The 22048-nt window shown below is 67.7% G+C and carries 22 protein-coding genes; 11 read left to right on the forward strand and 11 right to left on the reverse strand.

The window, feature by feature from the left end; genetic code table 11:
- Positions 1-170: 170 nt before the first annotated feature.
- The 8 genes from QM806_RS13265 to QM806_RS13300 all read left to right on the forward strand — a co-directional run bounded on the left by QM806_RS13265 (position 171) and on the right by QM806_RS13300 (position 8053).
- Positions 171-989 (forward strand): LamB/YcsF family protein, encoded by an 819-nt coding sequence (locus QM806_RS13265; protein ID WP_054248900.1) that lies wholly within the window; start codon positions 171-173, stop codon positions 987-989.
- Complete coding sequence (locus tag QM806_RS13270; protein ID WP_210460261.1) at positions 977-1699, forward strand: 5-oxoprolinase subunit B family protein; 723 nt, start codon at positions 977-979, stop codon at positions 1697-1699. The genes QM806_RS13265 and QM806_RS13270 overlap by 13 nt, the downstream gene beginning before the upstream one ends.
- A complete protein-coding gene (locus QM806_RS13275) occupies positions 1692-2735 on the forward strand; it encodes a 5-oxoprolinase subunit C family protein (protein ID WP_269590994.1) in 1044 nt (347 codons plus the stop codon). Before QM806_RS13270 ends, QM806_RS13275 begins: the two co-directional genes overlap by 8 nt.
- The gene (locus QM806_RS13280) at positions 2732-4081 is read left to right on the forward strand and encodes an MFS transporter (RefSeq protein ID WP_054248231.1); all 1350 of its coding nucleotides are present in this window, start codon (positions 2732-2734) and stop codon (positions 4079-4081) included. Before QM806_RS13275 ends, QM806_RS13280 begins: the two co-directional genes overlap by 4 nt.
- A gap of 89 nt (positions 4082-4170) precedes the next feature.
- Positions 4171-4938, forward strand: a complete 768-nt coding sequence (locus QM806_RS13285; RefSeq protein ID WP_005567627.1) for an SDR family oxidoreductase — start codon at positions 4171-4173, stop codon at positions 4936-4938.
- A complete protein-coding gene (locus tag QM806_RS13290) occupies positions 4935-5999 on the forward strand; it encodes an L-idonate 5-dehydrogenase (protein ID WP_005567624.1) in 1065 nt (354 codons plus the stop codon). The genes QM806_RS13285 and QM806_RS13290 overlap by 4 nt, the downstream gene beginning before the upstream one ends.
- A gap of 139 nt (positions 6000-6138) precedes the next feature.
- On the forward strand, positions 6139-7347 hold the full coding sequence (locus tag QM806_RS13295; protein WP_283291686.1) for an aspartate transaminase: 1209 nt from the start codon (positions 6139-6141) through the stop codon (positions 7345-7347).
- A 34-nt stretch (positions 7348-7381) separates the two neighbouring features.
- Positions 7382-8053 (forward strand): 4-carboxy-4-hydroxy-2-oxoadipate aldolase/oxaloacetate decarboxylase, encoded by a 672-nt coding sequence (locus QM806_RS13300; RefSeq protein ID WP_054248229.1) that lies wholly within the window; start codon positions 7382-7384, stop codon positions 8051-8053.
- Between the two features lie 53 nt (positions 8054-8106).
- Here QM806_RS13300 and QM806_RS13305 read toward each other — a convergent pair whose 3' ends face one another.
- The 3 genes from QM806_RS13305 to QM806_RS13315 form a co-directional block, all read right to left on the reverse strand.
- On the reverse strand, positions 8107-8289 hold the full coding sequence (locus QM806_RS13305; protein ID WP_005567618.1) for a hypothetical protein: 183 nt from the start codon (positions 8287-8289) through the stop codon (positions 8107-8109).
- A gap of 333 nt (positions 8290-8622) precedes the next feature.
- Positions 8623-9804, reverse strand: a complete 1182-nt coding sequence (locus tag QM806_RS13310) for a zinc-dependent alcohol dehydrogenase (RefSeq protein WP_054248228.1) — start codon at positions 9802-9804, stop codon at positions 8623-8625.
- Positions 9805-9887: 83 nt separating this feature from the next.
- Positions 9888-10184 carry a putative quinol monooxygenase gene (locus QM806_RS13315; RefSeq protein ID WP_005261488.1) on the reverse strand — a complete coding sequence of 99 codons (297 nt, stop codon included), beginning with the start codon at positions 10182-10184 and terminating at the stop codon, positions 9888-9890.
- Between the two features lie 105 nt (positions 10185-10289).
- On the opposite strand from QM806_RS13315, the gene QM806_RS13320 reads away from it, so the two are divergent.
- The gene (locus QM806_RS13320) at positions 10290-11300 is read left to right on the forward strand and encodes a GlxA family transcriptional regulator (protein ID WP_005567616.1); all 1011 of its coding nucleotides are present in this window, start codon (positions 10290-10292) and stop codon (positions 11298-11300) included.
- Between the two features lie 63 nt (positions 11301-11363).
- A complete protein-coding gene (locus QM806_RS13325; protein ID WP_005261491.1) occupies positions 11364-11690 on the forward strand; it encodes a hypothetical protein in 327 nt (108 codons plus the stop codon).
- A gap of 15 nt (positions 11691-11705) precedes the next feature.
- Here QM806_RS13325 and QM806_RS13330 read toward each other — a convergent pair whose 3' ends face one another.
- Positions 11706-12422, reverse strand: coding sequence for a TetR/AcrR family transcriptional regulator (locus QM806_RS13330; protein ID WP_005261493.1), 717 nt, complete (start codon positions 12420-12422; stop codon positions 11706-11708).
- A gap of 92 nt (positions 12423-12514) precedes the next feature.
- On the opposite strand from QM806_RS13330, the gene QM806_RS13335 reads away from it, so the two are divergent.
- A complete protein-coding gene (locus QM806_RS13335) occupies positions 12515-13726 on the forward strand; it encodes an FAD-dependent monooxygenase (RefSeq protein WP_054248227.1) in 1212 nt (403 codons plus the stop codon).
- Here the strand turns inward: QM806_RS13335 and QM806_RS13340 are convergent.
- From QM806_RS13340 to QM806_RS13370, 7 genes are all read right to left on the reverse strand, one after another.
- Positions 13691-14104, reverse strand: coding sequence for a VOC family protein (locus tag QM806_RS13340; RefSeq protein ID WP_005261503.1), 414 nt, complete (start codon positions 14102-14104; stop codon positions 13691-13693). The genes QM806_RS13335 and QM806_RS13340 overlap by 36 nt on opposite strands.
- Before the next feature lie 90 nt (positions 14105-14194).
- Positions 14195-15469 (reverse strand): CHAT domain-containing protein, encoded by a 1275-nt coding sequence (locus QM806_RS13345; protein WP_005261512.1) that lies wholly within the window; start codon positions 15467-15469, stop codon positions 14195-14197.
- Between the two features lie 114 nt (positions 15470-15583).
- The gene (gene ahpF, locus QM806_RS13350) at positions 15584-17176 is read right to left on the reverse strand and encodes an alkyl hydroperoxide reductase subunit F (protein WP_005261514.1); all 1593 of its coding nucleotides are present in this window, start codon (positions 17174-17176) and stop codon (positions 15584-15586) included.
- Positions 17177-17350: 174 nt separating this feature from the next.
- Positions 17351-17914 (reverse strand): alkyl hydroperoxide reductase subunit C, encoded by a 564-nt coding sequence (gene ahpC, locus QM806_RS13355; RefSeq protein ID WP_005250059.1) that lies wholly within the window; start codon positions 17912-17914, stop codon positions 17351-17353.
- A gap of 214 nt (positions 17915-18128) precedes the next feature.
- Positions 18129-19652 carry a tetratricopeptide repeat protein gene (locus tag QM806_RS13360; RefSeq protein ID WP_054248226.1) on the reverse strand — a complete coding sequence of 508 codons (1524 nt, stop codon included), beginning with the start codon at positions 19650-19652 and terminating at the stop codon, positions 18129-18131.
- Between the two features lies 1 nt (position 19653).
- Entirely contained in the window at positions 19654-20682 is a 1029-nt protein-coding gene (locus tag QM806_RS13365; RefSeq protein WP_210460259.1) for a hypothetical protein, read from the reverse strand.
- The gene (locus tag QM806_RS13370) at positions 20679-22004 is read right to left on the reverse strand and encodes a hypothetical protein (protein ID WP_054248781.1); all 1326 of its coding nucleotides are present in this window, start codon (positions 22002-22004) and stop codon (positions 20679-20681) included. The genes QM806_RS13365 and QM806_RS13370 overlap by 4 nt, the downstream gene beginning before the upstream one ends.
- Between the last annotated feature and the right edge of the window lie 44 nt (positions 22005-22048).

Genomic DNA, 22048 nt, shown 5'->3' on the forward strand with positions numbered 1-22048 from the left:
AATGCGAGGCGCTGTTCTTCCCTTTTTGCATCGCCGCTGTTCAAACACCATAGACGTTCGTTATCGCCTCACGTAAAACAGGTATTAACCGCCCGAACCGGATCCTGCGTAGCGTCCGTTTACATCGAAAGTTCACAGGAACTGCACCAGCGGTTCCACTGCAGGTCCCCATGGGAGGCACCGTGACTGTCAAGATCGATCTCGTCGCCGACCTCGGCGAGAGCTTCGGCGCATGGACGATGGGCGACGACGACGCTCTGCTCGACGTGCTGACGTCCGCCAACGTCGCGTGCGGATTCCATGCCGGTGACCCCAGGACCATGGATGCGACGGTCCGAGGATGCGTCGCCCGCGGAATCGGCATCGGCGCGCACCCCAGCTTTCCCGACCTGGCAGGCTTCGGCCGGCGCGCGATGGACCTCACCGCAGACGAGGTACGCACGGACGTTCTGTACCAACTCGGCGCGCTGCATGCCTTCGCGACATCACACGGCACGACGCTCTCGCACATCGCACCGCACGGTCGGTTGGGAAACCTCGTCGCGACGCGCGCGGACTACGCACGTGCCGTCGTCGACGCGGTGGAAGCGTTCGACCCGAGGCTGATCGTGCTCGCCCAGGACGGTGAACTCGCCGACCACGCCCGTGAGCGGGGGGTTCGCGTCGCGATCGTCGCCATCGTCGACCGCGCGTACCGCTCGGACGGCACCCTGGTGCCGCGATCCGAACCCGGTTCCGTGATTCACGACCAGGACACTCTGGTGGCGCGCACCGTGCAGATGGTGACGGAGGGTGTCGTCGAGGCCGTCGACGGCACCCGCATCCCGATCGAGGCCGACACGGTGCTGCTGCACAGTGACGGCGCCGACGCCGTACGCAACGCGCGAGCGATCCGGGAGGCGCTCCTGCATGCGGGCGTTGTCATCGCCCCGGTGACCGAGGTCCTCGCAGGCAAGGAAGAGAAGGAGTCCGCGTCGTGTCCGGCGTGACGTGCATCCGGCCGCACCGGGAGTTCGTCCTCTCGGATTGTGGAGACTCCGCGGTACGTCTGACGTCGCTGTCCGCGGATGCCGAGGAGCGCTGGCATGTGGTCCACACGGTTGCCGCCGCGCTCGACGCACGCGGCGACGAGGTCGCGGTCACCGGCATCATCCCCACGTACGACGCATTGTTGGTCGAATTCGATTGTGGTGCAACCACCCACGACGCCATCCGTGCACACGTCGAACGGCTGATCGAGCTCCCCGCGGATGCCGCGGCGCGCGGCCCGCGGCAGTTCGAGATCCCCGTCGTCTACGGGGGAGAATTCGGCCCCGACCTCGACGATGTTGCAGCACACCTCGAACTCTCACCCGCCGAGGTGATCCGACTGCACGGCGCAGGCCCACTGACCATGCGCTGCTTCGGTTCCCCAGGTGGCGCCCCGATGCTGGACGGCCCCGCCTTCCCGCGGCCCGTCCCACGCCGCACGATTCCGCGGCCGCACGTGCCGGCCGGCGCGGTCGCTGTCGCGGGCAGGCAGGCCGTCGTGTCCGCGCGTCCCGCGCCGGGAGGCTGGCCGGTGATCGGTCGAACACCGCTGACCATCGTCGATCCGGCGACGGACCCACTGTCCGACTTCCGGCCCGGCGACACGTTCCTCTTCGTTCCGATCACCGCCGCCGAGTGGTCGACGTACGAGGGGGTCCGTCATGGCTGAATCGATCACCGTCACGACACCCGGCCTGACCTCGATCCAGGACCTCGGCCGGCTCCGAGCATCCCGATTCGGCCAGATGACCGGCGGCGCCTCGGACCAGTACAGCGCCGACGTGGCGAACGCACTGGTCGGAAGCCCGCGTACGGCACCCCTGCTCGAGTTGGTTGCCATGGACTTCGGCGCCGTCGCGAGCATCGACCTGCTGGTCGCCGTGACCGGAGCGCCGGCGGAGGTGCAGGTCGGGGGTGTCACCCGCCCACAGTGGGAGCCGTTCGTGTGGACCGCAGGTGAAGAACTCACCGTCCGCGGAATCCGCGACGGGCTCAGGGTCTACCTCGCCGTGCACGGAACGATCGACGCGCCCTACCTGCTCGGTAGTTGCGCCCCCGACTCGGTTCTCGGTTTCGGCCGGCAACTGACGGTCGGCGAGTCCGTCGCCATCGACGTCGACGGACCGCCGATCGACCACCCGCACTTCCGGATGCCCCTGTTCCGGCTCGGCGCCCGGCCCGCGGCCTTCACCGGATGCTGGACCATCGACGTGACGGATGGGCCCGACGTACACGAATTCGGCTCGACCTCCGCCCGATTGTTCGACACCCGCTTCGTCATCGGCGGCAACTCGAACCACATCGGTCTCCGCCTCACGCCGACCGATCCGGGCAGCCCCGTTCCCCGGCGAGACCGGTCGACGGAGGTGCTCTCCCGTGGAGTGCCGATCGGTGCGGTCGAGGTTCCCGCCGGCGACGAGATCCTCGTTCTGCATCGTGGACGAGGGGTGACCGCCGGATACCCGGTGCTCGCGGTCGTGACCGCCACCGCTCTGTCCCAGCTCGGCCAGGCACGGCCCGGCCAGGAGGTCCGGTTCAGGAAGGTGACCGTCCCCGACGCCGTGGACGCGTACCGGTCACAACGACGCTCGATCGATCTCCTCCGCTCACGTGTGGCGAACGCGTTCGCCAGTCTTCGGATCCCCCTTCACACAGAAACGACATCCGCCCAGCACAGCTCGGTACCCCAGATGGAGTCAGCATGACCAACGCGATCTCACCCGACACGGCCGGGCACACGTCCGAACACGAGGTGCAACCCCGCCAGCTACGCAAAGTCGTTCTCGCAGGCTGCGTGGGCATCTTCGTCGAGCTCTACGACAACGGCATCTTCGCCTTCATGGCGACCGCCCTGGCCATCGTCTTCTTCGACGTCTCCAAGTCGAGTGACGCGCTGATGCTCGTCTTCGCCGGTTACGCGATCTCGTTCTTCGTGCGACCTCTCGGCGCGGTCGTCTGCGGCATCCTGGGCGACCGGATCGGCAGGCAGAAGATGCTCGTCTTCGTCATCATGCTGATCAGCGTCGCCACCGCGGGAATCGGCCTTCTCCCGACCTACGCCGCGATCGGCGTCGCCGCACCCGCGTTGTTGATCCTCCTGCGCATCCTGCAGGGATTCTCCGTGGGCGGTGAGGCGGCGGGAGCCATGACCTTCCTCGCCGAGCACTCGCCGGAGGGCAAGCGCGGACTCATCACCAGCTACGCCCAGATCGCGTCCTTCCTGGCCCTGCTCACCGGCACGCTCGTGGCGTTCGCGATGTCACCGTGGCTCAACGAGGCCGCGATCAACGGTGGCGGACCGGCCAGCTGGGCCTGGCGTGTGCCGTTCCTCGTCGCGATCCCGATGGGCATCATCGGCTGGTACATCCGCCGGGCCATCAGCGACACCCCGAACTTCGAGAAGCTCAAGGCCGAGGGCGGACTGTCCCGCAACCCGCTGAAGGAAGCGTTCGCGACCCCCGAGCACCGCAAGGCGATGCTGCTCGCGCTGTTCATCCCGCTGATGAACGGCTCCGGCTACTACGTGCTGTTCTCCTACATGCCGACGTTCCTCAAGGGCGACAACATCGGTTTCTCGACCGGCACCGCCCTGCTCGTGACCGCGGCGAGCCTCGTGGCGATCTGCATCGCCATTCCGTTCATGGGTGCTCTCTCCGACCGCGTCGGCCGCAAGAAGGTCATCGCCGGCGCGGCGATCGCCATGGCCATCGGCGCCATCCCCTGTTACGCCCTGATCGCGACCGGCAACTTCGTGCTCGCAGTGGTCGGCGCATGCATCATGGCGGTGATCTTCGCCGGTCACACCGCCGTCATCCACATCCTCATCGTCGAGCTCTTCCCCACCCGGGTGCGGTACTCGGCGTACGGGCTGGGCTACAACATCTCCTCCGCGGTCTTCGGCGGCACGGCGCCCCTGCTCATGACCTGGCTGATTCCTCAGTTCGGAATCTACGTTCCCGCGGTCTATGCCGTCGTCACCGCGGTGGGCACCCTCATCGCCGTCAGCACCATCACCGACCGGGCGCACGTGCCTCTCCGCGACACGCTCTGACGGATCCAGACTCGGCCCGGTGGTCTCCTGACCACTCGAAGACCACCGGGCTGTACCAACTTTCACCACCAGCAAGGCAAGGGAGCGTTATGCCATTCAACGACTACCGGACGGCACTGGTCACCGGCGCCAACACCGGAATGGGTGCCGCGGTCACCGAGATCCTGACCAAGCGCGGACTGACCGTCTACGGTGTGGCCCGCAACAAGGAACGGCTCGACGAGGTCGCGGACAAGACGGGAATGATCCCGCTCGCCGTCGACATCACGGACATCGACGCACTGAGCGCCGCCGTCGAGGGGCTCGAGATCGACGTGCTGATCAACAACGCGGGAGTGTCGGCCACCGGCAACATCCTGGACGCCTCCGCGGATTCGGTCGACGCCATGGTGGACGTCAATCTCCGTGCGGTGCTGCACCTGTGCCGGCTGCTGATGCCGGGAATGGTCGAGCGGGACCTCGGCCACATCGTCAACATCAGCTCCATCGCCGGCCTGTACAACTTCTACGGCCACACCGCCTACCACGCCACGAAGGCTGCGGTGCACCAGATCTCGCGACAGCTGCGAAACGACACCATCGGCAAGCGCATCCGCGTGACGGAGATCTGCCCGGGCAGAGTCGAAACCGAGATCTTCGGACGCAACCTGGGCGGGTCGCCGGAGGCGATGAAGGAGGCGTGGGAGACGTACTACGAAGGCTTCGAATCCATCACGACCAAGGACATCGCCGACACCATCGAGTTCGCGATCGACGCCCCGGGCCACGTCAATCTCGGCCTGATCGAAATCATGCCCACGTTCCAGGTACCGGGTGGACTCGACTTCATCCGGCGCAACGATCGAGACCCGCGGTGAACACTGCACAGCGCGAGTTCGGCGCCCCGCTTCCGGCCGAAACCCTCGGGGTGGTGGCGCACGCCGCGGGAGACCTGCGCATCGAATCGGTGCCGCTGCGCCGGCCCGAGCCGTCCGAGACCGTCGTCGAGATCGCCTACGGCGGGATCTGCGGATCCGACCTGCACTACTGGACGCACGGGGCGGCGGGTGAGTCGATTCTGAAGGCACCGATGCTGCTGGGCCACGAAGTGGTGGGAACGGTGGTGCAGGCCGCGGCGGACGGCGGCGGCCCCGCAGCGGGTGAACGAGTCGCCGTGCACCCCGCCACCCCCGGCGGTCGCGGCGCCAGGTTCCCCGCGGACCGCCCGAACCTCTCACCGGGATGCACGTACCTCGGCAGTGCGGCGCAATTCCCCCACACCGAAGGGGCATTCGCGAAGTACGCAGTTCTGCCCTCGCGCATGCTGCGGCCGCTGCCGCCGGACCTTCCACTGCGCACCGCTGCCGTCGCAGAACCCACCGCCGTCGCGTGGCATGCCGTGGCCCGCGCCGGCGACGTGTCGGGGAAGAGCGCACTCGTCGTGGGATGCGGACCCATCGGCGCCCTCGTGGTGGCGGTCCTGCGCCGAGCCGGTGCGCGCGAGATCACCGCAGTCGACGTGCACGAGTATCCCCTCACTGTTGCACGGGCGCTCGGCGCGGACCGGACCCTCGACGCCACCGACTCCGAGAGCATCGCGGCCGTCGACGCCGATGTCGTCGTCGAATGCTCCGGTAACCGCTTCGGGCTCGAATCGGCCATTCGCGGCGCGACGCGCGGCGGCCGAGTCGTCATGCTCGGACTGCTCCCCACCGGTCTTCAGCCCGCGCCGCTCTCGCTCGTCATCACGCGGGAACTCGAACTCGTCGGTTCCTTCCGATTCAACGACGAGATCGATTCGGTGCTCGCCGCTCTGGCGGACGGCAGCCTGAACGTCGAACCGGTGATCAGTCACGAGTTCGGCATCGAGGACGGCCTCGAGGCCTTCGCCGTCGCGAAGGACGCGTCCACGTCCGCGAAGGTGTTGCTGGCGTTCTGATTCCAGCCATGTCGAACGGCTATCACCCGACAAGTAATCGGTCTTGTACAGGCGTGATGTGCTCCCGATAACCTGGGTGTGAAGGTACCGCCCGAGTTCCCGGCTTCTTTCGTTCCCACGCCCTCTACCAGGAGGAACAATGTCCACCTTCGTCCCTGCAGCGCGAGTCGACCAGATGCGTGAGTCACCGAGTGTGGCAGCTGCGCAACGGGTTCGCGAGCTCCGGGCGTCGGGGCGGGAGATCCTCGACCTGACGGTCGGAGAACCCGATTTCGACACACCGGACCACATCAAGGCGGCAGCCGTCGCGGGGATGGAATCCGGTCTCACCAAGTACACCCCCGTCAACGGTATCCCCGCACTGCGGGTCGCGATCGCGAAGCGGATGCTCGCCCGGACCGGGGTCGAGTTCGCGGACAACGAGATTACCGTCGGCGGAGGTGCCAAGCAGGTCATCTTCCTGGCGCTGATGGCGACGGTGGAGGAGGGCACCGAGGTGATCGTGCCCGCGCCGTACTGGGTGTCGTACCCCGACATGGTGACCGTCCACGGCGGAACGCCCGTCGTCGTCGACTGCCCGGAGTCCGACCGGTTCCTGCTCACCGCGGAGAAGCTCGCCGCCGCCATCACTCCCGCGACGAAATGGGTGATCCTCAACGCCCCGTCGAATCCGACGGGTTCGGTGTACAGCGAGCAGGAACTGGCGGACCTGGCAGCTGTCCTTGACCGGAATCCGCACGTGAACGTCCTCTGTGACGAGATCTACGACGAGATCGTCTTCACCGACTCACCCCTTCCGAACCTGTTGTCGGCCGCGCCGCACCTCCGCGATCGGATCCTGGTGACCAACGGGGTGTCGAAGGCCTACGCGATGACCGGCTGGCGTCTGGGGTACGGCGTCGGGAACAAGGGCCTGATCGCAGCGATCAACAAGTTGCAGTCGCAGAGTTCCTCCTGCCCGTCGTCGATCAGTCAGGCCGCCGCGGCTGAGGCGCTCACCGGCGATCAGAGTTTCGTCACCACGTCCGTCGCGAGCTATCGCGCGCGGCGGGACGTCATCTTCGAAATGTTCTCCCGTATCGAGGGTTTGGAACCTGTTCTGCCGCAGGGCGCGTTCTATCTGTTCGTCGGATGCGCGGGCCTCGTGGGCAAGCGGACTCCCGACGGCACGCTGCTCGAGAACGATCAGGACGTGGTGCTCTTCCTCCTCGACCACGCGTCGGTGGCCACCATTCAGGGCTCCGCGTACGGCGCCCAGGCGTATTTCCGCGTCTCGTTCGCCACGTCCGAGGACGTTCTGCGGAACGCGGCCGCCGCGGTCGAGAAGGCCGTCGCGTCGCTCAGCTGATCCCACCCGCTCTTACCCGACCAACGGAGACATCATGGTTCACGTCACTACCAAGATCGACCGCGCCGACAAGGCCGCGATCGACCGACTGGGCGCCTTCTCTGCCGCCACCATCCACGAAGCCCAGGGGCGCAAGGGTGCACTGGATTCGGGGATCAAGCCCATCGACCGCGACATGTCGTTCTGCGGAACGGCCTTCACGGTCGTCTGCCATCCGCGCGACAACATCATGCTCCAGGTCGCCATCAGCTACGCGCAACCCGGCGACGTGCTCATCGTGTCCTCCGGCGACCAGCCTGCAGGCCAGTTCGGCGACGTGCTGGCCAACGCGTGCGTGGCCCGAGGCATCACCGCACTGGTCACGGACGGCGGAGTGCGGGACAGTCGGGAGATCCGCGAACTCGGGTTTCCCGTCTTCTCCAAGCACGTGTGCATCGAGGGAACGGTGAAGGAATCCCTCGGTCCCGTCAACCAGCCGTTGGTGTTCGGCGGCCAGATCATCTATCCCGGCGACGTGATCAAGGGTGACTGCGACGGAGTGGTGGTGGTCCGGCGCGACGAGGTCCAGTTCGCCATCGACGCCTCCCGTGAGCGCGACGCCGCCGAGGCAGCCTACATCGAGCGGTACAAGAAGGGTGAAACCCCGATCCAGGTCAGCAATCTCGCCCAGGTGCTCGAAGCGAAGGGCCTCACCGTCGACCAGTGAGCCGGCCACTGCCTGCCGCAGCGGTCCATCGGCGTTCCGTGACGAAGGTGCGGTTATGCCGTGGACACCTGCTCGGAGGGTTCTCGGCGGAGGTGATGGTCTTCCTCTCCGGGGGTGTCCGAGCCTCCGGTCAGCTCGTCGAGGAGGATGTATCCCCCGTAGCCGAGCCCGGCGACGGCGAGGACAGCGGCGTACAGCCGGTCGAGCATCAGTTTCTCCGTATCGTCTGCGGACACCCCTGAGTCGGCCAAGTATGCCCCCGGACGCGCCGGTCCGGGTACTACCCGACCGGACGGTTCGAAGACTCTCCTTGACACCTCACTGGGGCTGGGTCGTACGCAAGACCTGCGACAGCTGGTCGCTGAATATCAGGTTTCCTCGCTTATGAGTGTGAGGGGCATCGCTAAAAGGAGCAATCCGCTCTGCGCCGGCGTGATGCGGATTTCTCCGGCATCCGTGCTGGTCAGCGGGATTATCACGGAGAGGTCTATCCGGTTTGCGCAAAACGGCGGCGGTGGCCGGGCCACCCGTCACGGGATCCCGGCCATCGCCGCCTGCGTCTTCGTCGTTCAGGGTTTGAGCTGGATCTTCACCGCCCCGTCCTGCTTCTTCTGGAAGATCTCGTAGGCGTGGGGTGCCTGTTCGAGGGGGAGTTCGTGAGTGGCGAAGGTGTCGACGCCGAGCGGGTCGTCGTCGCCGAGGAGCGGCATGATGTCGTCGACCCACTTCTTGATGTTGGCCTGGCCCATGCGCACCTGAATCTGCTTGTCGAACAAGGTGAGCATGGGAATCGGGTCGGCCATGCCGCCGTAGACGCCGATGATGGAGAGGGTGCCTCCGCGGCGGACGATGTCGATCGCCGAGTACAGCGCACCGAGACGGTCGACACCGGCCTTCTGCATGAGCGGCGCCGCGACCGCATCGGGCAGGTACCCGACGATCTGCTGGGCGAGTTTGCCGATCGGTGAACCGTGCGCCTCCATGCCGACCGCGTCGATCACCGAGTCGGTGCCGCGACCGTCGGTCGCGTCGCGGATGACGTCGGCGAGATCGCCGCCGTGCTCGTCCAGGTCCAGGGTTTCGATGCCCCGGGCCTTGGCGCGAGCCAGGCGTTCGGGGACGTTGTCGACCGCGATGACCCGGGCGCCCTTGTGGTGGGCGATGCGCGCCGCCATGTCTCCGATCGGTCCGAGGCCGAGCACCGTGACCGACCCGCCCTCGGGGATCGCGGCGTATTCGACCGACTGCCACGCCGTCGGCAGCACATCGGACAGGTAGACGAAACGGGAATCCGGCGGGCCCTCGGGGACTTTGATGTGGGTGAACTGGGCTTGAGGAACACGCAGGTACTCGGCTTGTCCTCCCGGCACCTCGCCGTAGAGCTTGGAGAAGCCGAACAATGCCGCTCCCATGCCCTGCTCGCGAACCTGCGTCGTTTCACACTGCGTGTACAGCTGCATGTTGCACATGAAGCAGTTGCCGCACGAGATCTGGAACGGGATCACCACTCGGTCGCCGACCTTCAGGTCGCCCGCCTCCGCGCCGACTTCTTCGACGATCCCCATCGGTTCGTGGCCGAGGATGTCACCTTCTCCCATGAACGGGCCGAGAGTTTCGTACAGGTGCAGATCGGAGCCGCAGATGTTCGTTGTCGTGACCTTGATGATGGCGTCGGTCGGGTGTTCGATCTTCGGGTCGGCGACGGTGTCGACGCTGACCTTTCGTTTGCCTTGCCACGTGACTGCTCGCACTGGGAACCACACCTCTCGTCGGTCGATGTCCGTGTTCGGGTGCCCGACGGGGGATGGAGGTAAACCGTGCGACGGGGGCGTCCCTACTTGACGGCGATGACGTCGACGGGACGAATGTCGGGATCCGTGGCGAGCAGTTCGGGCCCGACCTTGCCGAGTGCCTGGGGGATGGCTCCGGTCAGGTGCGCCTGCCGGCCTTCCTCGTTCTCGAATGTGTCGAAGATGCCGTACGTCGTGTCGCTGACCTTGAACGCGTACCAGGTGACGGTGCCCTGTTCTTCCGCCGCCAGGGCGCGCCCCTGCTCGAGGAACGCGGCCAGTTCTTCGCCCTTGCCCGGCTTGGCCTCGAGCAGTGCCAGTATTCCTCTGTCGATCGTCATGATGTCTCCTCCTCGGTCGATGTACGACTTCGTTCAACTCCGACGCTATGGGCGTCGAGCGGCACGCGGGGCGGCGGAAGCGCCACCTTTGTTACCGTTTCCGTCATGAGTGTCGCGGTGCTCGCCGTGGACGGCATGTTCGATTCGGGTCTGAGCGTCATGCTCGACGTCCTGGCGACGGCCGATGCCCTGCGTGACGACGCGGAGGCGGGCGACCAGGCATTCACCGTCATCCCCGTCGCGGTCGGACCGACGGTCCGCACCGGTCACGGACTCGTGCTGGCCACCACCCCGCTGACGGAGATCACCGTGCCGCCCGATGTCCTCGTCATGCCCGCCGTGGGGGTGAAGACGCCGGATCGGATCGTCGACGTGGTGCGTGGGCATCCCGCCCTCGACTGGGTCGCGGCGGGTCGCGGTTCCGGCGCCGCCCTCGCCGCGGCGTGCAGTGGCACGTTCTTCCTCGCCGAGGCAGGGGTGCTCGACGGATTGACCGCGACGACGAGTTGGTGGCTCGGGCCGGCGTTCCGAGCCCGCTATGCCCGCGTCGACCTCGACGAGCGGCGCACCCTCATCCACGACGACCGGGTGACGACGGCCGGGGCGGCGTTCGCGCACATCGATCTCGCGCTGGCGATCGTCCAGCAGCACAGCCCGGCGCTGGCAGATCTCGTCGCGCGGTACCTTCTGATCGGCGACCGGCCCTCGCAGGCGATCTTCGCGGTGCCGTCCCTGCTCGCCACCGCCGATCCGACGATGACCGCCTTCGAACGGTGGATTCGCGATCACCTCGCGGAACCGTTGCCGATCAACTCGGTCGCGCACGCGATCGGGGTGAGTGAACGAACGCTGCAACGCACCACCGCCTCAGTGCTGGGCATGTCGCCGGTGGAGTTCGTTCAGGAGATCCGACTCGACCAGGCGATATTCCTCCTACGCACGACGCAGCAGAGCGTCGACACGATCGCGTCCGCTGTGGGCTACCAGAACTCGGCCACACTGCGCGCGTTGATTCGCCGTCGGCGTCACACGAGCACAACCGAGATCCGCCGTGGAAACGCGTTATTCGGCCCCGGACACCGGCGGGGCGGACGGGGAGCGCGGACCGGCCGATAGTTCGCACTGGCGCCGGACGGACTCGGGCGGGACGATCGAGGGTGACGAACGGAGAGGAGCATCGTGAACCGAAACCAGCCTTTCGTGTGCGAGATGGCCTTCCACATCGTCCACCTGCACCGAGCGGGGGAGACGGACAAGGCGCTGAACCTGCGAAAGCAGCCGCAGGGCATGACCGTCGACGATGAACAACTTCACCGCGCCGTCGCGCAGATCTACGGTCTGCCCGACCAGTCGAACGAGGCGATGGAGGAATGGGTGCGCTCCCAGTACCTGGCCGACGGTCGCGACAAGGGTTACCTGACCGACGACGACGCGTCGGCGCCTCTGTGGCTTCTCGCCGGCAAGGCGCACACCCACTACGGCGACCTGAAACCGCAGGCGAGCTGAGGGCCCCGCGCGCTGCTATTCGGCACGGGCCGCGACGAGGGCGGCGAGACCGTCGAAGATCCGGGCCAGGCCGAACTCGAGCGCGTCGTCGTGCCCGGAGGTGGATCCGGCCGACGCGAACGCGGCTGTCACCTCGGGGTAGCGGTCGGCGTGGTCGGCGAGGATTTCCGTCATGATCGCGTTCAGGGACTTCTCGGGTGTGTCGGTTTCTGCGCCGGGTGCCGTTGCCTGCTGAACGAGGCTGCGCACGTGTCCGGTGATCAGGACCACCGCGTCCAGCCGTTCCGCGCCGGTGAGTCCCGTGTCGCGCAGCGCTGCGAGGCCGGTTTCGAGCCAGTCCAGTTCGTTCGGGCCCAGCACGCGCGGACCGACGGCGACGTCCACCACCCACGGATGCCGCCGGAGGCCCGCCCACATCCGGAGTGCCCACTCGTGGAGCGCACCGCGCCAGCCGCCGTCGATCCCGGACGGGTCGGGCGCGGGTCCGAGAGCGGCATCGAGCATGAGGGCGGTCAACTCGGCCTTGCCGGGGGTGTAGCGGTAGAGGGACATCTTGGTGAACCCGAGGTCTTCGGCGAGGCGCTGCATCGACAGCGTGGCGAGGCCCTCGGCGTCCGCCATCGAGATCGCGGTGGCGACGATCTGTTCGAGGCTCAGCGCGGGTTTCGGACCCCGCTTCGGTCTCTCCGACGATCCCCACAGCAGCTCGGCGGTACGGGGCTGGGTGACCATCTGCGCTCCTCCGGCCGACTCTTGATCCGGAATAGTGTCTACCATACACTGAATTGTGTCCGTCAGACACAATTAATCCGTTGGAGCCTCCCATGCCGAACAGAACCGTCCTGATCTCTGGTGCGAGCATCGCCGGGCCCGCCCTGGCGTTCTGGCTCAGTCGGTGCGGATACGCCGTCACCGTCGTCGAGCGGGCACCGGACCTCCAGCTCGGCGGCCAGGCCGTCGACTTCAAGGGGGAGGTTCACCGAAAAGTGTTGGAGAGGATGGGAATTCTCGACGACGTGCTCCGCAGTCAGACCGGAAAGACCGACCTCCTGATCGTCGACGAACGCGACAAGCACCTGGCGACCATCCCGGGCGAATTCGTCGGCGGCGACATCGAGATCCTGCGGGGCGACCTCACCGAGATCCTCTACCGGTACACCGCGGATTCGTGCGAGTACCTCTTCGGCGATTCCGTCACCGCACTGGTTGACACGGAGTCAGGTGTCGAGGTCACGTTCGAGAAGTCGGACGCACGCCGGTTCGACCTGGTGTTCGGCGCCGACGGCATCCACTCGGCCGTCCGACGTCACCGGTTCGGGCCGGAGGACGAATTCGTCCGATTCCTCGGGTACTACTACGCCGTCGTCGGGACCACCGGCTCGGCGAGCGACACCTCGCCGGACCGGGAACGCGGGACGGGGCTGATGTACAACGAGCCGGGACGGATGGCCGTCGTCGGCGGACCGAAGGCTCCGGAATTGTTCGTCTTCGCCTCCGGCCGGATCGAGTACGACCGCGGCGACCTCACCCAGCAGAAACGAATGCTGGCCACCGCGTATGCCGATTCGGGGTGGCGCGTGCCCCGGCTGCTCGCGCACCTGGACGACGCGCCCGACTTCTACCTCGACTCGATCGCGAGGGTCGAGACCGATACGTACACCGCCGGCCGGGTGGCCCTGGTCGGCGACGCCGCGTACGGAAACACGCTGGGCGGCTTCGGGACCGGACTCGCCCTCGTCGGTGCCTACGTCCTGGCGGGTGAGCTTGCCGCCGCCGACGGCGACCACCGCGTGGCGTTCGGACGCTACAACGAGCAGATGCACGGGTACGCGAAGATCGCCCGCAAGGGCAGCGCCGGACCGTTTCTCGCGCCGAAGTCGGCTACTCGAATCAGGCTGCGCAACTGGACATTCAAGTCCAAGACCCTGTTCGGCCTGATGATGAAGCTGACCGACTCCTTCGCTACCGACATCGATCTGCAGGACTACCCGGCGCTGCGATCAGCCGGGTGTGCCGGCGATGTTGACCATCCATGAAATGCCGAACTTGTCTGTACAGGCACCGAATTCGTCTCCCCACATCTGCTTCTCCAGGGGCACGGACACGGATCCGCCGTCGGCGAGCTTGGCCCAGTAGCCGCGGAGTTCGTCGCCGTCGTCTCCGCTCAGACTCACCGCGATGTTGGTTCCCGGGTTGTGTTCCATTCCGGGCGGGGTGTCTGCACCCATGATCGTGTAGCCGCTGTCCGACTCGAGCATGGCGTGCATGATCTTGTCGGCGCCCTCGCCCTCCGGCGCACCGTATTCACCGAACGTGTTCAATGCAAGGGTGCCTCCGAAGACGTCCTTGTAGAACTCCATTGCCTGCCGCGCGTTGCCGTCGAAGCTGATGTAGGGGTTGAGCCGAGAGGTCATGGGACATGCTCCTTCTTCGTGCCGGAACCGACAGCAACGACGGTACAACGACTGGCCGACACGTTGTGGGGAACGGACGGCCGAGGCGGATCAGTGCGTCGAGACCGTCGCGAACGCCGCCCACAGCACCGGCGAGTGCTCGATCGTCCGCTCGTCCTGCCAGGCGGCCACCCGGTCGCGTTGCCAGTCGCAGAGCGCGCCGACCGCGTCGGGCAGTTCGTGCGCCGCGTCGATCGAGCAGATTGCGTCCTGCAGAGGACACGAGTGTGATGTGGCGCCGGCGATGCGCTGGAACGCGAGGTCGGTGGGCAGGGCCCAGCGGCTGGCCGTGACGAGTTCGGCCCCGCCGGCGATCATCGCGGAGACCAATCCGAGTGCCTCGCTGAACCGCAGGTCGCCACCGCTCTCGCAGGCGATGAGTGCAACCCTGCTCGGGATCGGCCACAGGTCCGTGCCGCGGATCGGCTCGGCCGTGAGCGTGTGCGTTCCCAGCAGCAGGTCCTTCGCGGACAACGGCCGGTGGGCACGGGTCGGCTCCGCGAACCCGACGGAGTCCGCGGCGCAGGCGAGGTGTAGTTCGGCGTGCTCGCTCTGACCGGATCCGGGTGCCGCCGCGGTGACATGTCCGACGTACACCAGGCGGCCCGCACCGTCACGCAACGCTGCGCCGAGCCACTCCCGGTCCACGTCTTCGCGGCGGAAACACTCCGTCGGTCCGTCGACGGCGGGGAGCAGCCGGCCCTCCCCGGCGTAGGTCGCGACCCGCTGCGACAGTGGACTGTCCGCGGCCATCCGTCCCAGGACCGAGCCGAGCGCCGAATCCGCGCGGAAGCCCGGAACCCTGGGGTCGAGCACCGCGACGACGGGGAGTTGTCGGGTGTGCGTCCAGGCTCGGACCGGTCGGCCGGGCGAGTGGACGATGCTGAGCGGAGCCAGCAGGCTGACGTCTGCGATGTCCACGAGACGCAGCCCGGCGTCGGGTGCGATCAGTTCCCACGGCACCTGCGCGACGCGGGGCGACGGCTGGATCCGGAGGTGGGGGCGCACACCGCGGGTGAACAGCTCGTGCAATTGCTGCGCCAGGCCGAACGGAAGGAATGTGCGTGAAAGGAGCTGAGCCAGATCGTGCTCCGGCTCGTAAGCGGAGAAACCGCCCGCCGTCAGCGCGTGGTGCAGCCCCTGCGGATCCGTGAGGTCGGGCAGGGCCCGGGCCAGTGCGGCGAGGGCTTCGTCCACCTGCACGGCGGGTGCGACGCCGACACCGCCGGGGTGAGAATCGTGGGTCCACCGCCACGACGTGTACAGATCGCCGGCGTCGGCCATCCGGACGATCGCGGTCGGCGGGTGAGACAGGTGAGTCGGCACTGTCACAGCATCCCTTACCACCCGGGCGCTGGTGTGCGTACCGGGCACCCGGGTCGAGCCGAAAGCCGAAAGCCGTGCCTGACATGCAGGCACGGCTCGTCGACCTCGGCCGAGCTATCCGACCGTTGCGGCGGTGGAATCCTCGGCGGGTACGCCCGTTCGGATGAGCCGATCGAACGCGCTCAGCGCTGCCGTTGCTCCGGCACCGGCGGCGATCACGATCTGCTTGTACGGCACGGTCGTGCAGTCGCCGGCAGCGAACACGCCGGGCACCGACGTCTGGCCGCGGTCGTCGATCGCGATCTCGCCGCGGTCGGACAACTCGACCGACCCGGCCAGCCACTCGGTGTTGGGCAGGAGGCCGATCTGGACGAAGACACCCTCGATGTCGAGCGTGTGCGAGGCGTCGGTCGTGCGGTCCTGGTAGGTCAGACCGGTGACCTTGTTACCGTCCCCGAGGACCTCCGTCGTGAGCGTGCTCAGGAGGATGTCGGCGTTGGGGAGGCTGCGCAGCTTGCGCTGCAGCACGTCGTCGGCGCGGAGCACCGAGTCGAACTCGACGAGTGTGACGTGCTCGACGATGCCCGCGAGGTCGATGGCGGCCTCGACGCCGGAGTTACCGCCACCGATCACGGCGACGCGCTTGCCCTTGAACAGCGGTCCGTCGCAGTGCGGGCAGTAGGTCACACCCTTGTTCCGGTACGTATCCTCGCCGGGCACGTTCATCGAACGCCACCGCGCACCCGTCGACAGGATCACGGTGCGAGCGAGAAGAGAAGCGCCGCTTTCCAGTTCGATCTCGACGAGACCGTTCTCGGTGGCGGCCGGCACGAGCTTCGCGGCACGCTGCGTGTTCATGATGTCGACGCCGTACTGACGGACGTGATTCTCGAGCGCCGACCCGAACTGGGGCCCCTCGGTGTAGGGGACGGAGATGAAGTTCTCGATCGCCATGGTGTCTAGCACCTGACCGCCGAAGCGCTCAGCGGCGATGCCGGTGCGAATTCCCTTGCGCGCGGCGTATACCGCGGCCGCGGCACCGGACGGTCCGCCTCCGACGACGAGCACGTCGAACGGATCCTTCTGCGCGATCGCCGCGGCGGCGCGGTCGGCGGCACCGACGTCGAGCTTGCCGGCGATTTCCTCCAGGCTCATCCGGCCGGAGCCGAAGAGTTCGCCGTTGAGGAAGACCGTCGGGACAGCCATGATCTGGCGGCCGTCGACCTCGTCCTGGAACAGGGCGCCGTCGATCGCGACGTGGCTGATGCGCGGATTGAGCACGCACATCAGATTCAGGGCCTGCACCACGTCGGGGCAGTTCTGGCAGGACAGCGAGAAGTAGGTCTCGAAGTGGAAGTCGCCGTCGAGGTCACGGACCTGCTCGAGCAGTTCGGGAGCCTCCTTCGACGGGTGGCCGCCGACCTGGAGCAAAGCGAGTGCGAGCGAGGTGAACTCGTGACCGAGGGGGATGCCGGCGAAGCGGACCTCGATGTCGGTGCCGCTGCGGCGGACCGCGAACGACGGACGTCTCGTGTCGTCGTCGCGGCGTTCGTAGGTGATCTTTTCCGACATCGCCGCGATCTGGGTGAGCAGTTCGGCGAGTTCGACAGACTTGGGTCCGTCGTCGAGTGAGGACACGAGCTCGATCGGCAGGGTCAGCTTTTCGAGCAGGGACTTCAGTTGGCCGGCAAGCGAGGCTTCGAGCATGAGGATCTACTCCATCGATCGGGAGGACAAGGGATCGGAAACCGGAAATTCTGGTTCAGGTGGTCCGGAAGGTGTTGGTGCGACACCGATTGCCCCCACGGGAGCTGAGCACCGGGAACCGCCCGCACGGGCTCAGGAAACCTGAGCCCGTGCCTGCGGTACGACTGGGCTGCGTCAGATCTTGCCGACGAGATCGAGCGACGGGGCGAGGGTCTCTTCGCCCTCTTCCCACTTGGCCGGGCAGACCTCGCCCGGGTGCGACCGGACGTACTGAGCTGCCTTGACCTTGCGAACCAGCTCGGCGGCATTGCGCCCGATGCCTTCTGCGGTGACCTCGGTGAACTGGATGACACCGTCGGGGTCGACGAGGAAGGTGCCGCGGTCGGCCAATCCTTCGTTCTCGCGGAGGACCTCGAAGTTCTTGCTGATCTCCTGGGTCGGGTCACCGATCATGGCGTACTTGATCTTGCCGATGGTGTCGGACGATCCGTGCCATGCCTTGTGCGTGAAGTGCGTGTCGGTGGACACCGAGAAGACCTCGACGCCGAGGCGCTGCAGTTCCTCGTGGTGGTCGGCGAGGTCGCCGAGTTCCGTCGGGCAGACGAAGGTGAAGTCGGCCGGGTAGAAGTAGAAGACCGCCCACTTGTCCTTGATGTCGTCCGCGGACACGGTGATGAACGCGCCGTCCTTGAAAGCGTTGGCGGCGAAGGGCTTGATCTGCGTGTTGATCAGGGCCATTGAAACCTCTATTCGGTGGATACGGGGAAGCCGACACGACGAGGCTATCCAGCACATTGGAATAGGTCCAATCTATGAGACCTATTCCATAGATTGGGTGGGGCTATCAATGGTCGCCGAATCGGCAGCGCTGCAGGTCAGTACCGCACTCCACCCACACCGCCCGAGGTAGTCGCCGGACGTGCGGTGTGACGACCGTGACACCCGGGCGAGGTCACCGTGCGGGCACCACCCGGCTGTCCCGGACGTCGCGCCCATAGCGTTCCTCGGCGACCGCGATTGCGGTGCCCAGCACATTCCGTCCATCCGGCGTGACGAGTCGCGGAGGAAGGGGCACCGGCAGACCGGCACCGGCCGCGACCCCGGCCAGTGCGGCGCCGAGCAAAAACGAACCCTCGGTGCCGGTCGCGCCTGCCGGGGGAAGGTCCGGCAACTGCAGAGGGAGCCGCGCCGGGGTGCGGTGCCCGGCCCGGCCGACGTCCACCGTCGTCCCCGCGCACTGCGCTTCGACGAGTTCGGCCACCAGGTGCGCATCACCAGACGCGTAGGCGAGACGGAACGCCAATTGCATCGCCGGATCGGCGATCTCGCGGTTCCACTGCTCGCGCTGACGCCCGTTCGGGAGTGTGCACCGCACGGCGTCGATGGCGATCGCCGCGGGCACCGCGAGCGCGGTGGCTCGTGCCCGCACCGCGCCGTCGGGGGTGCCGGACACCGCGAGCGCGGATTCGAGGAGGGCTGCATGCCAGAAGTCGACCTGCGCGCAGTGCAGCCCGAGCCCCAGCCCGCGGTACGTGTCGAACGCGGCGGCGAGCAGTGTCTCTCCCTCGTCGGGCCGCACTTCACCGAAGGCGACGGTGGCGAGGCGGGTCTCGACGTCCGCGACGTCGAGTACCGCTCCGGAACTCCGGAAGTAGTCGAGACTGCAGCGATAGAGTGTCGACGCGCGTTCGGTGTCGCCGCGGCCCTCGGCGAGGAAGGCCAGCACCTTCGACCCGATTCCCGCCCGGTGGCTGATCCCGGCGCGCTCGAAATACGTCTGGCTCGACAGCAGCAGCGGTTCGGCGTCGTCGGGCCGCCCCGAGCGGACGTGCATGATGCCCAGGTTCTGCTGTGATTCGGCGACCGCGTTGACGTCGCCCGCCGTCTCGAACGCGTCGAGCGCCTGGCCGGCGAAGTCGTCGGAAAGGTCGAAGCGCCCGGTCTCGAAGTGGATGGCGGCCAGGTTCATGAGGGGGTGGCCCGCCAGCGCGGGGGCGAAACGCAGCGCCGCGTCGAGGGACTCGGTGGCAATGTCGGCCGCGTGCGCCCACTGCTGCCGGTGCATCGCGACCGCGGTCAGTGACAGCAGGCACGCGACCCGCAGGTCGCCCTGATCGTCGGCTGCCGCGAGCAGTCCCCGCGCCTGCTCGAGCGCGTCCTGCGCACCGTCGAGGTCGCCGAGGTGCTGCAAGGCCTGCGACAGGTTGACCAGCGCCGCGGGACGCATCCGGGCCGCGTCGGCCGGCATCACCGCGAGGGCTTCCCGGTAGAGGTCGACTGCCCTCGTGTGATCGCCCAGCTCGTCGGACATGCTGGCCGCGTTGATGATCGCGCTCGTCCGCAGATCGCCGGTGGTCGAGCGGGCGACCCGCTCGAACGTCCGGAGTGCCTCGGCGACCTCTCCACGGGAGTACGCTGCCGCGCCGGCCGCGAGGAGGTCGCGCGCCGCGTCCGGGCCGAGCGTCTGATCTCCCACGTCAGAAGTCCGAATCCGAGGCGGCCGCCGCTATCTCCGCGAGCAGAGGTGAGTCCGGCCCGTCGTCCGGCGCCGTCTCCGCAGCCCGGCGTAGCCGCCGGCGGACCAGGGCCCGAACCCGCTCCCGGACCTCCGAACCTCCACCGTCCGGCCGCCCGTCCATACCGAACCCGGGCAGATACACGTCCACGGACACCCCCGATTCCGAGCCCTGCGGTGCGGCCGACTCGCCGAACCAGGCATCCCCGGACAGTTGCAGCGCGACATCGACAGCGCCCGATGCCGTGCCGACCTGCGCGTGGGGACGCACATGCTCCGGCACGGGTTCGGAGAGGCCCGGTGCCGCAACGACGCTCACCCGCATGGTCGTGTTCCCGGCGGCGCGCACCATCACCCACGACACCGCACGCTCGGACGCGTCGACGAGTCCGGGTGGGTACCGGCGCCAGTCGGATCCGGTGGTACCCCGCGCCAGGACGAGCGTGCTCGGCAGCGTCGCCGCGGCGCCGGCCGCGAGGGCGTAGTCCTCTGCCCGGCCGGGACGGTCGGCGAGCGCCGGGCCGGTCGCCGCGACGGAGTCGTCCCCGTCGACGAGCAGATCGCATTCCTCGACGAGCGTGGCGATCTCGCCGTTCAACAGCCCCTCGTCGAGTGGTGGGACGGCGTCGATCGTCGAGGTGGGCCACCACCTCGCCGCCCAGTGCGCGTACGCGAGTCGCCGTGCACCGTCGGCCACCCGAGGGCGCGCCGGGGAAACCGTGACGTCACGTCCGGATCCGGCCGCCACGGCGAGCGCCACCTCCTCGCCGAACACGGCCCACACCCAGTCCTGCGCCGAGGCAACGTCGTCGAGCACCGCGACCGGGACCGTATGGTCCGCGAGCACACTCCATGACAGGTGCCCGCCGACGACTTCCAGCACTGCCACGTCGATGCCTGCGGTGTCGTCGAGGACGCTCGGTGCGTCGTCGGGGGTGATGATCCAGACCCCGTCGGGCGCGCGCTCGATCCGCACGGTGCCGGTAGTCAACTCGCCCTCGATTCGGGAGCATTCGCCGCGTCTGTGAGCGGAATTGCGCTGAGCGCCTGCTTGACCCGCGTGCGGTGGTCGAGGATGACCGATCGCGCCACGCCGTCGAGGAGGTCCCAGAGTTCGTCGGGTTCGTGGACGGCGAACTCGCGCACGTCGCGGCCGTGGAGGCGGACCCACAGGCGGCGGAGGTAGGGCCGCCACGGCTCGAGGAGTTCGGCGGCGATGGCCGTCAGTGGATTCGCTGCGGGCAGCGACGCGGCGTCGGCGCTCACCGCGAGGCGGCGTGCCTGCAGGACGTACGCCTCCCGTTGCCAGCGACCGTTGATCACCCGGACGGCGGTGGTGGCCGTGGCCGCGGGAGAAGACGGCGTTCCGATCGGACGGAGACCGGTCGCCAGCGCGGCACCCGTCGTCGCCGCGACCCGCAAGGATTCGTCGAGAAGCGCCCAGGGCGAGCAACTTCGGGCGATCTCGGTGGTGACCAGTTCGTGGATCGGTGGCAGTTCCGTACGGTCGGTCGACGCGCGGAGCACCGTGAAGATGCGTTCATAGACGGATCGGTCGAGCGGGAGCCCGAGCGTCGACGTGGACGCCGACGTCCCCAGCCGCGGCGGCACGGGCACGGGATGCGCTGTCAGGCCGAGCCGGTGGGCCGTGACCTCGATCGTCCAGAGTGCGATGCCGTGGTGGGTTCCCGCATGCCCGGCCACCAGGCTGTCGAGAGCGTGCCGTCCGTCGTCACCGTCCTGCTCGAGGCGCGCGCCGGGACAGGCGTCGAGGACCGCGTCGATCGCGGCGGCGTGGTCGCCGGTGGCCGCGCCCGACAGCGGACGCCGTCCCCACGCGACGTCGATCAGGGCGTTCAGTTCCCGTGCCCGTTCCGGGTCGGTGACGTGGGCCTTCAACGCCTGAGTGGTGCGGCCGGCCGCGACATCGTGCACGTCGCGCAGCGTGTCCTCGGCGACGGATTCGTCCCGGAACGGGTCGGGTGAGCCCGAGCCGGACGCAAGTTCGAAACAGCGTTGGAAGTACAGGTCCTGGGGGTTGCCGTCGGTGATGCGCAGCGCTCGGCGAACCCGCTTGAGCAGCGTGAACCAGGCGGCGGTGGCGCGGAGCACGTCGGCGGAGGCGTGCACCCGGGTGGCGAGCAGCTGCGCCCCGTCGGCCGTGACGATCGGCCCGGCGCACAGCGGGTTCTGCACCGGGCGGATGACGAGCGGATCGAGGATCAGTTTCACGGTGCGGCTCAGTGGTCCGCCGTCCGGCCCACTGAGCGGTTCGACGCCGTCCAGCTCGCGCCACAGCTCGTCGAGGACCATCGCGCGCGGTCGCCGAGCAGCCGTTGAGCTCCTCGATCCAGTCC

It is taken from the genome of Rhodococcus sp. IEGM 1351, assembly GCF_030056875.1.
Taxonomy (GTDB): domain Bacteria; phylum Actinomycetota; class Actinomycetes; order Mycobacteriales; family Mycobacteriaceae; genus Rhodococcus_F; species Rhodococcus_F opacus.

What these genes read in the sequence shown, in the direction of transcription:
- QM806_RS13265 (WP_054248900.1), top strand. Translation starts at nt 171, where the DNA reads ATGGGAGGCACCGTGACTGTCAAGATCGATCTCGTCGCCGACCTCGGC.
- QM806_RS13275 (WP_269590994.1), top strand. Translation starts at nt 1,692, where the DNA reads ATGGCTGAATCGATCACCGTCACGACACCCGGCCTGACCTCGATCCAG.
- QM806_RS13280 (WP_054248231.1), top strand. Translation starts at nt 2,732, where the DNA reads ATGACCAACGCGATCTCACCCGACACGGCCGGGCACACGTCCGAACAC.
- QM806_RS13285 (WP_005567627.1), top strand. Translation starts at nt 4,171, where the DNA reads ATGCCATTCAACGACTACCGGACGGCACTGGTCACCGGCGCCAACACC.
- QM806_RS13295 (WP_283291686.1), top strand. Translation starts at nt 6,139, where the DNA reads ATGTCCACCTTCGTCCCTGCAGCGCGAGTCGACCAGATGCGTGAGTCA.
- QM806_RS13300 (WP_054248229.1), top strand. Translation starts at nt 7,382, where the DNA reads ATGGTTCACGTCACTACCAAGATCGACCGCGCCGACAAGGCCGCGATC.
- QM806_RS13315 (WP_005261488.1), bottom strand. Translation starts at nt 10,184, where the DNA reads ATGACGATCGACAGAGGAATACTGGCACTGCTCGAGGCCAAGCCGGGC.
- QM806_RS13320 (WP_005567616.1), top strand. Translation starts at nt 10,290, where the DNA reads ATGAGTGTCGCGGTGCTCGCCGTGGACGGCATGTTCGATTCGGGTCTG.
- QM806_RS13330 (WP_005261493.1), bottom strand. Translation starts at nt 12,422, where the DNA reads ATGGTCACCCAGCCCCGTACCGCCGAGCTGCTGTGGGGATCGTCGGAG.
- QM806_RS13335 (WP_054248227.1), top strand. Translation starts at nt 12,515, where the DNA reads ATGCCGAACAGAACCGTCCTGATCTCTGGTGCGAGCATCGCCGGGCCC.
- QM806_RS13340 (WP_005261503.1), bottom strand. Translation starts at nt 14,104, where the DNA reads ATGACCTCTCGGCTCAACCCCTACATCAGCTTCGACGGCAACGCGCGG.
- ahpF (WP_005261514.1), bottom strand. Translation starts at nt 17,176, where the DNA reads ATGCTCGAAGCCTCGCTTGCCGGCCAACTGAAGTCCCTGCTCGAAAAG.
- ahpC (WP_005250059.1), bottom strand. Translation starts at nt 17,914, where the DNA reads ATGGCCCTGATCAACACGCAGATCAAGCCCTTCGCCGCCAACGCTTTC.
- QM806_RS13370 (WP_054248781.1), bottom strand. Translation starts at nt 22,004, where the DNA reads ATGGTCCTCGACGAGCTGTGGCGCGAGCTGGACGGCGTCGAACCGCTC.